The 14,641-nt window shown below is 63.2% G+C and carries 11 protein-coding genes; 8 read left to right on the top strand and 3 right to left on the bottom strand.

Annotated elements, in window-relative coordinates:
• Positions 1-105: 105 nt before the first annotated feature.
• From ACYQ1Z_RS04360 to ACYQ1Z_RS04330, 7 genes are all read left to right on the top strand, one after another.
• Positions 106-861 (top strand): glycosyltransferase, encoded by a 756-nt coding sequence (locus tag ACYQ1Z_RS04360; protein WP_459791283.1) that lies wholly within the window; start codon positions 106-108, stop codon positions 859-861.
• A complete protein-coding gene (locus ACYQ1Z_RS04355) occupies positions 861-1,796 on the top strand; it encodes a glycosyltransferase (RefSeq protein ID WP_459791282.1) in 936 nt (311 codons plus the stop codon). Before ACYQ1Z_RS04360 ends, ACYQ1Z_RS04355 begins: the two co-directional genes overlap by 1 nt.
• Before the next feature lie 56 nt (positions 1,797-1,852).
• Positions 1,853-2,896 carry a hypothetical protein gene (locus ACYQ1Z_RS04350; RefSeq protein ID WP_459791281.1) on the top strand — a complete coding sequence of 348 codons (1,044 nt, stop codon included), beginning with the start codon at positions 1,853-1,855 and terminating at the stop codon, positions 2,894-2,896.
• 30 nt (positions 2,897-2,926) lie between these two features.
• Complete coding sequence (locus ACYQ1Z_RS04345; protein WP_459791280.1) at positions 2,927-4,159, top strand: lipopolysaccharide biosynthesis protein; 1,233 nt, start codon at positions 2,927-2,929, stop codon at positions 4,157-4,159.
• Entirely contained in the window at positions 4,156-6,135 is a 1,980-nt protein-coding gene (locus tag ACYQ1Z_RS04340) for a DUF6541 family protein (RefSeq protein ID WP_459791279.1), read from the top strand. The genes ACYQ1Z_RS04345 and ACYQ1Z_RS04340 overlap by 4 nt, the downstream gene beginning before the upstream one ends.
• Positions 6,136-6,258: 123 nt before the next feature.
• A complete protein-coding gene (locus tag ACYQ1Z_RS04335; RefSeq protein WP_459791278.1) occupies positions 6,259-7,260 on the top strand; it encodes a substrate-binding domain-containing protein in 1,002 nt (333 codons plus the stop codon).
• Complete coding sequence (locus tag ACYQ1Z_RS04330) at positions 7,257-8,945, top strand: DUF2142 domain-containing protein (RefSeq protein ID WP_459791277.1); 1,689 nt, start codon at positions 7,257-7,259, stop codon at positions 8,943-8,945. Before ACYQ1Z_RS04335 ends, ACYQ1Z_RS04330 begins: the two co-directional genes overlap by 4 nt.
• A 186-nt stretch (positions 8,946-9,131) precedes the next feature.
• Here ACYQ1Z_RS04330 and ACYQ1Z_RS04325 read toward each other — a convergent pair whose 3' ends face one another.
• Positions 9,132-9,623 (bottom strand): GtrA family protein, encoded by a 492-nt coding sequence (locus ACYQ1Z_RS04325; protein WP_459791276.1) that lies wholly within the window; start codon positions 9,621-9,623, stop codon positions 9,132-9,134.
• Positions 9,624-9,698: 75 nt separating this feature from the next.
• Between ACYQ1Z_RS04325 and ACYQ1Z_RS04320 the strand changes: the two genes are divergently transcribed.
• A complete protein-coding gene (locus ACYQ1Z_RS04320) occupies positions 9,699-11,291 on the top strand; it encodes a DUF2142 domain-containing protein (protein WP_459791275.1) in 1,593 nt (530 codons plus the stop codon).
• Between the two features lies 1 nt (position 11,292).
• Here the strand turns inward: ACYQ1Z_RS04320 and ACYQ1Z_RS04315 are convergent, their stop codons facing one another.
• Both ACYQ1Z_RS04315 and glf read right to left on the bottom strand, forming a co-directional pair.
• On the bottom strand, positions 11,293-13,317 hold the full coding sequence (locus tag ACYQ1Z_RS04315; RefSeq protein ID WP_459791274.1) for a glycosyltransferase: 2,025 nt from the start codon (positions 13,315-13,317) through the stop codon (positions 11,293-11,295).
• Positions 13,314-14,501, bottom strand: a complete 1,188-nt coding sequence (glf, locus tag ACYQ1Z_RS04310; RefSeq protein WP_459791273.1) for a UDP-galactopyranose mutase — start codon at positions 14,499-14,501, stop codon at positions 13,314-13,316. The genes ACYQ1Z_RS04315 and glf overlap by 4 nt, the downstream gene beginning before the upstream one ends.
• Between the last annotated feature and the right edge of the window lie 140 nt (positions 14,502-14,641).

Here is a 14,641-nt window from a genome sequence, read left to right as displayed (position 1 = left end):
AGTATAGTTGACCGGCGCTGCGTCCCTTCCGGCAGACGCGGCTTGCTAGACTGCTTGGGACCTGCCCGCCCCGCTGGCACCGCCCGGAGGCACGAGGAGAAACTTATGGAGCCCGCATCCGCCCCTAAGCCGCGCGTCAGCGTGTGCATGGCGGCTTACAATGGCGCCCGCCACATCGAAGAACAGATCCGTTCGATCCTGACGGAAATCGGTCCCCACGATGAACTGGTTGTCGTTAACGACTTTTCCACCGACGCAACACCGGACATCGTCGCCGGGATCAACGATCCGCGGATCCGCCTCATCCGCGCAGAGCGCAACAACGGATATGTCCGCACTTTTGAGTGGGCGCTTAGCGAAGCCAGGGGCGAGTTCATCTTCCTGTCGGACCAGGACGACGTGTGGCTGCCCGGCCGCGTGGAACGAATGATCACCGCCATGGATGGCAAGGACATGGTGGTCAGCAACTGCAAGCATTTCGACGGGCCGTTGGGCACGTTCCATGAGATCCGGCTCCGCCCTGAAGATTCGGATCACAACGTTCGCAACATCCTGGGCATAGTGGTCGGGTACCGCCTGCACTGGGGGTGCGCCATGGCATTCCGGAACACGCTCCTCCACCAGGTGCTGCCCTTCCCGGCGTACATGACCGAGTCCCACGATCAGTGGATAGCCACAGTGGGCAACGTGAACCGCTCCATCGTTTATCTGGAAGAAGACACCATCCTGCATCGTCTGCACGGTGAAAACCTCACCCCCCATGGCATCCGCTCCGTATCGAAGATCATGAGGGCACGGGTGGCTTTTGTCCGCAACGTCTACGAAGCGGTCCTGAGGGCACGCCGGGCGAGGGTGGCGTGATGGATCCGAAAGAGAACCCTGCAATCGAACCCCGCGCCGGAGTCTGTGGCGTGGTCTCGGCATTCAACCCGGGAACCGAAAACGTAGCCAACGTTTCATGGCTGATGCGCTATGTAGAGCACGTCGTCGTAGTTGACGACGGCTCCCCCGGCGACGTCTCCGGCGCACTGGAGGAGATGGAGCGTGCGGGCGCCGTCGTTGTCAGGCTTGCTACTAATTCGGGGATTGCCAGGGCCCTCAATGTCGGCATCCGTGAAGCGATTGAGCGCTGGGATCCGGAGTGGATCGTCACCATGGACCAGGATTCAAGATTCACCGGCGACTACGTGGCCTCCGCCCTCGCCACCGCTCAGGCTTCCCTTACACCCGAAACCGTGGGCATGGTGTGCGCAGAGTCGCACAACCACATTCCGCTGCCCACGTGGGGAAGCCAGGAAGAGCCACAGATATTCGACCCGATGACCAGCGGAACCCTCGTCCGCACGAGCACGTTCAAGGACGTGGGTTTCTTCGATGAAGGGTTTTTCATCGACTGTGTGGACTCCGAGTTCAACGCCAGGCTCCGGGAACGGGGACTTCGGGCACTGGCCGGCCGCGGCTGCAACCTGGAGCACAGCCTGGGCAACGCACGGCCCATGAAGATTCTCGGCTGGCACGCCCGGCTGGGTTCGAAGAAGCTCTTCATCTATTACCACGCGCCGTTCCGTGTCTACTACATCACACGCAACTCGTTGATCCTCGCCCGCCGGTACGCGTTGAAGCAGCCCACCTGGGTTCTTCGCCGGATCTACATGGAAATCCAGAGCCACGTTGTCCGCTTCGGGTTCGGCCCCAACAGGAAGAAGCACCTGCTGGCCGCCAGCGCGGGAGTCCGTGATGCCCTGCGCCAAAAAATGGGCAAGATCGACGAGACCCTCGCCGCCCGCCTGCGCTGAGCAGGCTCTCCAACAGCACCGGCGCCCCTGCGCGCGGCCGAATTGAAGGACCATCAGTGACCAACAACACGGGAACAATCTTCGTCCTGTACCACAAGGGACTGCGGACCGGAGGGCCCGAAGCCCTCCACCAGCTCGTCGACATGCTGCGGGAACTCGGAAAAGACGCCTACCTCGTGCCGCACCCGCACACGGTGCACAACGAAAGGGTTGAGCAGTACAGCGTCTACAACGCGCCGGAAGCACCGGAGATTGTTGATGCACCCGGGAACGTGGTGGTCTATCCGGAAACGTACGTCTATGAAATGTCCGGGGTAAAACATGCCCGCCGCATGTGCTGGTGGCTGAGCATAGACAACTCGCTGACGTTCATGGCGGAACGCATGTGGCACCGGAGCACGGCAACCCCGCTGCAGAAGGCGCGGGAAGCAGCCGTGCCCTTCGCCCGGATGTGGAAAAACCGCGTGAACCCGGGCATGCTCCGCAAGGACCGCGATGTGATCCATCTGGTCCAGTCGTCCTATGCCTGGGCCTTTGTGGCCACCAGGTTTGACGTTGTGCCCTCCCTCGTTTCCGACTACACGCCAACCGCCGAATTCCAGGGCACGTCCCAGGTGGCGCGCAACCACCACCTGGTGACGTACAACCCGGCCAAGGGCGGCCATATCATCGAGGCTGTGAAGGCCCACTGCCCGCCTTCCATTGAGTGGCGTCCCATCGTCGGGATGACCCGCTCCGAGGTGGTCTCGACCCTGCAGGGTTGCGGCATCTACCTGGACCTTGGCCACCACCCGGGCAAGGACCGCATGCCCCGCGAGGCAGCGCTCTCCGGTGCGCTGACCGTCGTCGCGCGCCGGGGCTCCGGTGCGTTTTTCGCCGACGTACCGGTGCCGTGGGAACACAAGATAACCCCCGGCCGGGACGAGGTGGAGACTGCTGCCGCCATGCTGCCCCGGCTCATCGGCGACTTCGACGCGGAAGTTGCTAAGCAGGACAGCTACCGGGCGGCCATCCTCAACGAGCGAGCCCGGTTCAGGAGCGAAGTCGAGGATGTTTTCGTCAAGGGCCACTGGGGCAAGGATGCCTATGACTACGTCTAGGACCTGGCCCGGGTCCGGAGGGCTTCCGGCATGATCAAAAGGATCGCAGCGTTCGCCGGCCTGCCACTGCTCTCCTCCCTGGCGTCGTTCATCCTCCTGCCGATCATCGCAAATGTTGGTGGAACATCCGCCTGGAACTCACTGGCTGTCGGCCAGGCCGTAGGAGCCATCGCCGCGATCCTTGTCGGATTGGGCTGGCCCTTGACCGGGCCGGCGGCAGTTGCCTCGGCGGCGGAAGAATCTGTACGACGGCGGTACTACGCCGTCAGCTTCGTCACCCGTTCGGTGGTCCTCATCTGTGCGGTGCCCCTGATGGCAGTTGCCCTGATGTTCACGAACGGGACCAGCGAGTATTGGGTTGCCTTCCTGATGGCGTGCGCCCAGGCGGCGGCCGGGCTGACGCCCGCGTGGTACTGCATCGCCACCGGGCATGCCGGGAGAATCGCGAAGTACGACGTGGTACCCCGTATGCTTGCCACCCTCGGGGTGATACCGCTGCTGTTCGCCACTGGCGACATCTACCTTTACCCGATGGCCCTGATCGTGCTCGGCCTCGCCGGCACCCTCTGGTTCAACAAGGACCATTCACGACGGCAGGATTACCACGGCCTGGGCGCCAGAAACGTCCTGAAGGAGATCTGGGCCCTTCGTGCCGGCGCCGGGATTACCGCCGCCGCCGGGGCCTACGCTTCAACCCCTGTTCTGGTCGTGCAGTTTGCAGCCTCCGCCACGGGCCTGGCCGGCTTTGTTTCGGCCGAGAAGTTTTACCGGATTGGCCAGCTTGCCACGGCTGCACTCGGTAACAGCCTGCAGGGCTGGGTCAGCGAGCACGGGACGGACCACAGGCACCGGCGGAAGTTTTCGCTGATGGCGCTGACGGGCCTTGGACTCGCGGGATGGCTCATCCTTTCCCTGCTGGGTCCGTTCGTCAGCGAGCGGCTTTTCGGTGCGGAACGGGCCGCTGACTTTTGGACCTGTTTCTGGTTTGGCCTGTCATTCCTTCTGGTGTGCGTCACGACGTCCACCGGCGCCCACTGGCTCGTTCCTGCCAAGCGGATGAAGGCTGTTTTTGCCAGCACCATTACGGGCGCCGTGGTGGGCCTTCCGGCCATGGCCATCCTTTCAAGCCTTATGGGCGTCCAGGGCGGCGCCCTTGGCCTTGCGATCGGTGAAGTAGCAGTGACCCTTATCCAGCTGCGCGCCATTGTGCAGCTGCTTGGCGATAAGGCGCCGGAAGACAGGAACGAGGAAGTACCTTCGTGAACTGGATCGGTGTCATACCTTCGGTGCTCGCAGCGGTACTTTTGCTGTACATCCCCGGAGCAGCGGTAGCGGCGTGCCTCAAATTCCGGCCAGGCAGCGCCATAGGGCTTGCTCCCCTGCTGTCGACGGCGGCTGCCGGCCTTGCCGGGGTGGCCGCCGGTTTGCTTGGCGTTCCCTGGAGCATCCTGCCGTACCTTGCCGTTGCCGCCCTGCTCGCCGTGGCGGCGCTGGCACTTACCCGCGGCATCCCCTGGCGCGTCACGAAGGTGTCACCGCTTCGGACATGGCTTCCCCTGGCGGCGATGGCCCTCGCTACGGTGCCGATCACCTGGCGCTTCGTCCAGCTTGTTGGCTCACCGGAGCACCCGTCCCAGGTGTTCGACAACGTCTTCCACCTGAACGCCATCCGCTTCATCCTCGATACCGGCAACGCCTCCTCCCTGAACCTCGCCTCGCTTCAAGGGATGTCGGGCCTGGACGCGGTGTACCCGGCGGCGTGGCATTCGTACGCCGCCCTCCTGGTGCAGCTGACCGCCGTCGATATCCCGACCTCGCAGAACGTCCTCAACCTCGCCATCTCAGCCGTCGTCTGGCCGGCCTCCTGCCTGTTCCTTGTGCTGAAAACCGTGTCACGCAGGCCTGCGGCCCTCATCCTCACTGCGGTCCTCGCCGGCACCCAGGTGGCTTTCCCGTTCCTGATGATTGTTTGGGGACCCCTGTTTCCCTATGCACTGGCGATCAGCATGATGCCGGTGGTCATCACTTCCCTGGCCGCCCTTTCCCGTCTTGGGCGGACGCGGACGGACCCGCCCGCGAGCTGGGCGGCCGCCTTGCTGCTGTCGCTGGCGGGGCTGGCCTTCGCACATACCAGTTCGATCAACACCACCATTGCCATCGGCCTTCCGGTCGCCGCGCTCGCGTGGTGGCGCCTTTTGAAGCGGATGCAGATCCGGACCAGCGCCGTCCGGGCATGGCTGTTCATCACCGGCACGCTCGTGGCACTTGTCGTCGCCGCCGCGTTCTGGCTCAAGCTTCGCCCGGCGCCCTACGACAACTGGGGCCCGTCAGTAAAGCCGGGTGCCGCCGTCGGGGAAATCCTCACAGCCAGCACCATGCAATCCGCCATTCCGGCAGTAGTGGTGTCCGTTCTGTCCGTCGCCGGGCTGCTGACGGTCTTCCGGACCCGGAAGCTGCGTTGGCTGGCCGTCTGCTACGGCGCTGCCGGAGCGCTCTACGTGGTGGCCGCCTCATTTCCGAAAGGTGCCATCCGCGACGCGTTGATAGGCACCTGGTACCAGGACACCTACCGCCTTGCCGCCCTCCTGCCGTTGTTCGCCACGCCGCTCGCCGTCGTGGGCGGGCTGCGTCTTTGGGACTGGTTGCGGACCTCAGCACGTGCAGTACAAGTTCAGAAGACGCTTCAGGACCGGCTCGGCTGGGCGCGGAAACGTGCCCAATCCGCGCTGGCCACCGCCACTGCCGTTGCCTTCACCCTGCTGGCGACTTTCGCAGGGCCGCTGACGCATTACATCGGGGGCGCGTCCACCGTGTACAGGTTCGATGCCGGATCCGAGCTGCTCACGCCGGACGAAGCGGCACTGTTGAAGCGTCTCCCGTCCCATGTCCCCGCTGATGCGGTCATTGCGGACAACCCCTGGAACGGTAGTTCCCTCGCCTATGCCTACGCCGACCGACCCGTGCTGACCGCGCATCTCTTTGCGGAAAAGGACCAGGAAACAGTCCTGATCGACAAAGAGCTGAAAGACGCCACGGACAGGGGCGCAGTGTGTTCGGCGCTGCAGGCCAAGAATGTGCAGTTTGTCCTGGACTTCGGCTCCCGGTACCTCATCCGGCTCCCGGGCTCGGAGAGCTATCCGGGAGTGACGGACATAGGGGAAGCCGAGGGTTTTACCCTCGTTGACTCGCAGGGTGATGATGCCAGGCTGTACCGCATTACGGCGTGCGATGGGTTCTGATCATTGGCAATGCACGTCCGCCTGCCCGTACTTGCAACTCCCGCACACTAGGCTGGAAAGGTGATTCCCGTTTCCCACCGAACAAAATTACGGACTGCAGTCCTGCTGTCGGGACTTCTGTCCTTGTCGGCATGCTCCGCTACGCCACCTGGCACCATCCAGGGTGCGCTGACCGGAATCGGCAGCAACGCAGCCCAAGGGGCGGTCAGCGCCTGGGGCCAGGCCTGGGGCAAGACTGTTAAGGGCACCTCGGTGAGCTACTCCCCCGATGGCACTTCCGCCGGGCTCAAAGCCTTCAAGGACGGCCAGGCACACTTCGCCGTCGGTTCGGCACCGCTGGAAGATGATGAGGCTGCAGCCGTGCGGGGCATGTGCACCGCCGAGGGAGCCATCTCAATGGCGGCAGGCGTCCTCCCCGTCGGCGTCGCCATAAAGATCAAGGGAGTCAACGATGTTGTGCTGGACGCTCCCGTCCTTGCCGGAATCCTGACAGGCGACATCACACGGTGGAACGACCCCCGGATAGCGGGGCTGAACCAAGGCACGTCCCTTCCCGACCTCGACATCACCGTGATTGTGCCGGAAGGCGCCTCCGACACCGTGCGCCCGGTAAACGACTACCTCCGCAAGGAGGCCGGGACCGGCTGGGAACCCGAGACTCCTGACAGCTGGCCTTCCGACGTCACCGGGCAGGTGTCGTCGCCGCAACTGGACCTGGCCGACAAACTGGATGAAACAGACGGCGGAATCTCCATCCTGGACGGCAGCATCATCGGCAACCGCTTCATCGCAGCCCAGTTGCTGTTCGACGGCAAGCCCCGGCGGATGCAGGCGTCGTCCGTTGTCGACGCCGTCACGACGGGAGAAGTCACGGCGTCATCCCGGGCCGTGTTGCAGGGTCTTGACGGTAACTCCGGCTACGCCCTGGGCACTGTTATCTACGTGTACATGTGCCGCCAATACACCGAGCCGGCCCTCGGCCGCCTCACCCGGTCCCTCGGCGAGAGCGTCCTCGGTGAAGATGCCCAGAAAAACGCCAATGCCTTTGCCTTCGTGATGTCGCCCAGCAAAAAGGCAGTTAATGAGGCACGCGCACTCATCGGCACCATCGGAGACGGACAATGACCATATTTCTCAATCACGTCAGGCGCCGCGGGCTGCCGCGTCCCCTCCCGACATTCGCGCTCCTCACGACGATCTTTTCCCTGCTGTTCGGGCTCTGGTCACTTGCCACACCGCTAATGGGCGCTCCTGATGAACCCGCCCACACCATTAAGGCCGCGGCTGTCGTTCGAGGCCAGGTCCTGGTGGAAGAAGGGACCTCGTTCGGTCACGGTGTCCACGTCAAGGTCCCCAACTACATCGCCAGCCTTCATGCCCAGAGCTGCTACAAGTTCAACCGCGCCCAGGCAGCGGACTGCGCGGCCCCCATCTACGCCGATGACACGTTCACGAATATAGGCGTGACGTCGGCGGGTTCCTACAACCCCATGTACTACTGGCTGGTGGGCCTGCCGACGCTGGTTATGTCCGGCGCTCCTGCCATTTACGCCATGCGCCTGGTCAGTGCGTTGTTGTGTGCAGTGTTTTTCGCCGCCGGGTTCACCGCGCTGACGGAGCTGCGGCGCCCCAAATATCCCGTCCTGGTCGCTGCACTGGCCATGACGCCGATGATCCTTTTCCTGGGCGGGGGCATTAACCCGAACTCGCTGGAAATTGCCGCGACCATGGCAGCCTTTGCCGGGTTCGTGGTTGTCCTGGATAACTGGCGCAACACGCGCAGAGTGCTTCCCGCCCTCGCCACAGTCGTGGCAGCGACGGCGGTCCTGGCCAATGCGCGGCAAATTTCGCTCATATGGTTGCTCTGTGCCCTGATCGTGGGGGTCTGTTCGTTCCGGCTCCGCAGGACTGTAGCTGTTTTCAAGGATCGGCGCGTCCTGACCGCTGTCGGCCTGGCTGTCCCGGGTGCCCTGCTGGGGCTTCTGTGGGTCTACATCGCCGCCAACGGCCCTGCAAATGTCGGGGTGGCACCGGAGGGCATCGCCAATCCCCATCCTGACGCCCCCTTGTACCGGGGCTTCATGATCATGCTCGACCGGACATACGACTTCTTCCCCCAGTACATCGGGACCATGGGTTGGCTCGACACGCCTGCACCGGAACTGGTGACCCTCGTCTGGGGCGGCTTCATGGTCGCCGCCCTGATTATCCCGTTCTGCGTCCGGCCACTTCGCAACTGGACCGGCTACTGGGTCGCCCTTGCCATGCTGTACCTGGTCCCGGCGCTCCTGCAGACCGCCCTGTGGCGCGGCATGGGCTTCATCTGGCAGGGACGCTACACACTGCCCATCGTCGTCGTGCTGTTCGTCAGTGTAGGCCTGGGTCTGCGCCGGCTCCGCTTCCCCGGCAGCCCCACGGCGGTCCATGTGTCGCGCGTTCTGTTCTGGCTCGTCGTCTTCTGCCACACACTGACGTTCGTCTACGTCCTGCGCCGGTACGTGGTGGGTATCAGCGAGATCGCCAACTGGCAGACGCTCTTCTCCTCGCCCGACTGGCAACCGCCCTTCGGATGGCTGCCCCTGACGGCCGCCTACCTGCTCGTAACAGCCGCAGGTGTGCTGCTCCTCTTCCGCTACCTCTACCGCGGGGAACCCCTCATTGCGGGATTCAGGACCTCCGGAACGGGCCGCGCGAAGCCCGCCGTGGGCGAAAGCCGGTCATCTGCGGCACCTGGCACTGCAGCCGCGGCGGGTCCGGATCAGCGGGTATCAACGGGGTCCAGCCTTCCGGCCGGATCCGGAAACCCCTAATCGTTCCTTCCCTCCAAGGAAGAAAACCTGCGGGCTGCCGGTACACCGGCAGCCCGCGGACTTTTAGCCGCGCATCTGCCCGTGTCAGGCGAAGCTCGGAGATGCAGGATGTGTGCAGTTCCCGCCTGCCGAAGAATCGCCGCAGAAGCTTTCCTGGGGGATCACTAGGGCAGTGGCGGGCTTGGCCTATGCGGACGGGGAGGTCCGGGCCGGCTCCTGGGAAGTCCGTTTAAAGATCCAGTGGCGGTAGAGGAAGTAATTCCAGGTCGTCGTCATCACGGTGGCTGTGGTCTTGCCGATGATGTAGGACCATCCAAGGGCATCGAACCCGGTGACCACAAGGTCGCTAACGGTGATATTGACGATCACCAGCAGGATGTACTTGATGGCGCTGACGCTTCCATTGTTCGTGGCCTGGAAGGTGAACATCCGCTGGAGCAGGAAGTTAAACACCAGGCTGACGACAAAGGCAATGGGCGTTGCAATCCAAAGGGCCACACCGAAGACTTCGTGAAGGAGGGCCAGGAGTCCCAGGTCCAGCGCGAAAGACAGGCCGCCAACAAACAGGAAACGGACAACGGCGTTGCGGTAGAGGCCCAGCGCCAGGCCGGGTACTGAGGGCGGCGCCTCGCTGGGGGTTTTCGGGGACGAAGATGCACCAGAAATAGAACTGCGCATCGGTCTTAGTCCTCCCCAGAGCATGGACCGCACAAATTAGGTTCTTTGCACGTCCAAAGTATGGTTAAACCTATCATGCGAAAAACCACCCGGCCGTCACTGCCGCCCCAGCTCAAACCATATCCGGCGGACGGCAAACGGCCGTCGCCCCTGCGCGTTCTCCTGGTGGCGTGGCTGCTGTTCGGCAGCATTGGAACGCTGTGGAGCTTTGCCTCACCCTTGATGTCCATCCCGGATGAGCCCGCCCATACCATCAAGGCTGCTGCCGTTGCCCGCGGACAGTTCAGCGGTGCAAGCACAGGAGTCCAGGGCGAGCGGCTGACGGTGAATGTGCCGGGATACGTAGCGTCCCTCGACGACTACAAATGCTTTGCGCACCACCCGAACCTCACCCCGGCGTGCGCACCGCCGATCGACGCGAAGGACCGCGGATGGATTCCCGCGCAGACCTCGGCCGGAAATTACAATCCCGTCTACTACGGCATCGTCGGCATCGGCAGCCGTGGGCTTAGCGGTGAGCCCGCCCTGTACGCGATGCGCATCATCAGCGCCTGGCTGGTGGCGTTCTTCCTCGCAGCCATCATGTGCGCGGCGTCGTCCCTTCGCCATTTTCACCGGCCAGTCATTGCCTGTGCCATAGCCCTGACCCCGGCAACCTTCTTTTTGTCAGGATCCGTTAATCCCAACGGTCTGGAAATCGCGGCTGCTGGAGCCGTCTTTATGGGCCTGTGTGCCGTTTTCGAACGGACCGCGGGACACCGGCCGGTGGGCAACCTGCTCCTCGCCGTGGTGACGCTGGCGGGCAGCCTTCTCGCCCATACGCGGCCCCTATCCCTGCTGTGGCTTGCCGTTGCCGCCGTTTCCGCTGTTCTCTGCTACGGGGCAAGGACTTTTTTCCGGACGCTCGCCGTCCGCGGTTTCCAGATCGCCGTCCTGCTGGTCGGCCTTTCCAGCCTGTTCGCGCTGTGGTGGGTTCTCTCAGCCAAGAGCTTCGACAGCCTCCTCGCCGGCGCGCCGATGCCGGCCGACCAGGCCGCCGTTGCGATGCTCGACAAAACTGTCTTCTTTATGGTGGAGTACGTCGGGGTCCTTGGCTGGATCGACACTATGCCGCCGCCGGCAGCCGTCTATGCCTGGGTCCTCGGTTTTGGTGCCATGCTGTTCCTCGCCTACACCGCGCGGCCCGTCCGGGGCAGGTGGGTCATGGCATTGCTGACCCTCGTCGTCATTGTTGTTCCGGCGGTACTGCAGGCCGGCTCCAGTGAGAAACTGGGATGGATCTGGCAGGGACGCTACACCTTGGCCATGGTGGTCACACTGATCCTTGCGGCCGGAGTCACCACACGCTTCCGGCAGTTCCGCATAACCCCGTGGACCAGGTCGATGGTCCGCTGGGGACTGGTGCTGGGAGGCCTTGCGCATTTCTACGTATTCATGGAAGGCCTGCGCCGCTACACCATCGGTGTTATGGACCACATCAACTGGACCGAAATGTTCCAGCCTGAATGGCAGCCGCCGGGCAGCTGGCAGTTCCTTGCCGCCGCCTACCTTGTGCTGCTGGCAGCCGGCGGCACATGCCTCTACCGCCTCCTGACGACACCCCGGGGCCTGCCGCTGAACGCAGCAGAAGCATCCACGGCAAGGCGGCGGGCGGAAAGTTTCGCCTGACTCAGCCCGAAGCGGCGCCGCTCCTGGCGACGGGGCCATCGGTACGGCTTTGTCCCGGAGCGGCCTGCTCGAAGGTCTTCCGCCACGCCTCCATCGAAACCAGATCCGGCACAGCGGCTTTGTACCTTTCCGCGAGTGCATCCCATTCCCTGTAGAGCCGGGCGTGCTGGGTGGCCGACTGCTTGAGCATCTCCCTGAGCTTCCGTGGGTCCCGTTTGTACCAGGACGCCGCAGTACCCTCCGCATTCGACACCACCACGGAGTCGTAATGGGCGATCCTGAACCATCGGTTGTCCAGATGCGCCAAGTACGCCTGGGGCCGCTCCAGGGATTCCTGTGAGGGCCGCTTCAGAAGCTGCCGTGCGACAGTTGCCAGGCCCCATTGGACCATGTCCTTTTTGGCCGGCATCTGTATATCAGTGGACGTCGACAGTCCGGTGCCGAGCGGCGGAGCGGGGAATTCGTCGATGTCCTCGCGCATCTGGGCGTCGGTGTAGGAGCCGCGAAGGGAGAGGATCTCGCCAAGCTTGACCGGCAGGGACGGGTGCAGGCCGTCGGGACCGGCCAGCAGATCCGTCCTGGCATTCAAGCGGTTGTGTGCCGTGAAGTACTGCAGGGACACAAGATGCTTGACGTCCTCCTGGAACGACTCACGCAGGACATTGCCACCCTTGGCATGGGGACTGTGGAGCAATGCAGTGATGAGCCGGTTGCGGTTGTGGAAATAGGCTTGCCATCCCACCAGGTCGTCTTTGTCGATCCACGAGATGTGCCAAAGGGCCGCCCCCGGAAGGGACACAGTACGGAATCCTGCCGCCCGCGCACGCAGGCCGTACTCCGAGTCGTCCCACTTGATGAAAAGCGGCAGGGGCAGTCCTATGCGGCGAATAACCGAGGTGGGGATCATGCACATCCACCACCCGTTGTAGTCAACGTCGAACCGCCTGTGCAGCCATGGGGTTTGCCGGAGGTTGGACACGCTGAAGTCATGCCGCATCTGCATGTCGCTGTGGGGCTGGCTCGGCGAGAAGCGGCGTGCGTCGATCGTCTCCCCCATCGAGTACAGCGTGCTTCGGCTGTAAAGATCGAACATGTGTCCGCCCACGATCGTGGGGCTCTTGCAGCGGCCGGCGAAGGCCATCATGCGCATGATGCTTTCCGGTTCCATGACCACGTCGTCGTCGAGCAGCAGAACGTAATCGCTGCCGTTTTCCACGCTCTCGAACATGCCCCGGGCAAAGCCTCCGGAACCGCCAAGGTTTGCCTGGTTGATGACCCGGAGCTTGCTGCCCAGCAGCGAAGCCACTTCCGCGAAGCCCGGCTGATCCTCGACCTTGCTGGAGCCCTGGTCAACGATGATGACTTCTTTTGCCAGTTCCAGGGCGTCGGAGTGCCCGGCAAGGGTGCGGACGTTCGCCAGGCAAAAGTCTGGCTTGTCCATGGTCGTGATCTGGATGGTTGCCGTTTCGCCGGTGCGCAGAGGCGGGGATCCTTCCCAGCGCGCCTGGTTCAGGACGAGGTCCCCGGCACTGGAGGCAAGGTCGAACCAGTACCAGCCGCCGTCGCCGAACGGCCTGATGGACAGCTCGAACTCCGTGACCGCATCACCATCGACCCGGGCCCCGTCCACCCGCTGGATGGTGCCGCGCGCGTTGGACTTGTACACGGTAACCGACCCGCGGCCTGACGTTTCGACCACAAGACGGACGTCCCGCAGGTGCGTCCAACGGCGCCAGTAGCTGGCGGGAAACGCGTTGAAGTACGTACCCAGGGAAAGCTGCTCACCTGACCGTACCCTGACGGAATAGCGGGACAGCAGGTCGTCGAAATGCACCTCGCGGGCACTGGAACCCACCAGGTGCAGTTTCGCTTCAACCGGCTTGGGATTCCTGGCGAACTCATCGCTTTCCCTGAAACGAACTCCGGTGGCCGGGCCGGCATCCGCGTAGAGGGACATCGTGTCCACCCCTGACTCCGGCGGGAAGATGACCCGCTGGAGCGTGGTCCAGCCCGGCGCCTGGTTCATGCGTCCACGCCTCCGCTTTCCAGCTTGACGCCGGTTTCGAAGTGCGGCCGGATCTTGTTGTCGAACATGCTCAGGGCCGCACCAATGGCCATGTGCATGTCCAGGTACTTATACGTTCCCAGGCGTCCGCCGAAGAGGACGTCCTTCTCGGCGGCCGCCAGATCGCGGTACTTCAGCAGGCGTTCCCTGTCGGTTGCGGTATTGACCGGGTAGTACGGTTCATCGCCCTTTTCGGCGAACCGGGAGAACTCGCGCATGATGACGGTCTTATCCGTCTGGTAGTTCCGCTCGGGGTGGAAATGGCGGGGTTCGATGACGCGGGTGTAGGGCACGTCGTCGTCGTTGTAGTTAACGACTGAGGTTCCCTGGAAGTCCTCCACGTCGAGGATTTCCTCTTCGAAATCGATGGTGCGCCACGACAGGTCGCCCTCGGCGTAGTCGAAGTAGCGGTCAACCGGTCCGGTGTACACCACGGGGATGGTGCCCACCACCTTGTTTTTGCTGTACTCGTGCGATTCGTCAAAGAAATCGGTGTTCAGCCGCACCTCGATGTTCGGATGCTCTGCCATCTTCTCGATCCAGGCGGTGTAGCCGTTGGTCGGCAGGCCCTCGTACTTGTCGTTGAAGTACCGGTTGTCGTAGTTGTACCGGACAGGGAGCCGGGAAATGATGTTGGCGGGCAGGTCCTTGGGGTCCGTCTGCCACTGCTTGCCGGTGTAGTGCTTGATGAAGGCCTCATACAGGGGGCGGCCAATGAGCTGGATGCCTTTGTCATTGAGGTTTTGCGGATCGGTACCGGCCAGTTCCCCAGCCTGTTCCTGGATGAGTTCCCGCGCCTGCCCCGGCGTGAGGTTGGCACGGAAGAACTGGTTGATGGTTGCCAGGTTGATGGGGAGGGAGAACACCTCACCCTTGTGGACTCCATAAACCTTATGGACGTAATTCGTGAACGTCGTGAACCGGTTGACGTACTCCCACACCCGTTCATTGGACGTGTGGAACAGGTGCGCGCCGTAGCGGTGCACCTCAATGCCGGTCTGTTCTTCCTTTTCGCTGTAGGCATTTCCGCCGATGTGGTGGCGGCGGTCGATGACGACGACCTTCAAGCCGAGCTCGGTGGCGGCCTGTTCTGCGATTGTCAGGCCGAAAAAGCCAGACCCTACGATGACAAGGTCAGCGGTCACAAAATCTCCTGGTTTGAATGCGGGCAGCGCAATGATGCGCATTGTCTGCTGCTCTAGCCTACCCGAGCCACTCCGCGGGCCGTCGAATCAGCGCGGCCCGGCGGGCTTGCGCGCCTGCCGCGGCAACGTTTTCCACATAG

It is taken from the genome of Arthrobacter sp. AD-310, assembly GCF_054656615.1.
This window is presented reverse-complemented; position numbering and strand designations above follow the sequence as displayed.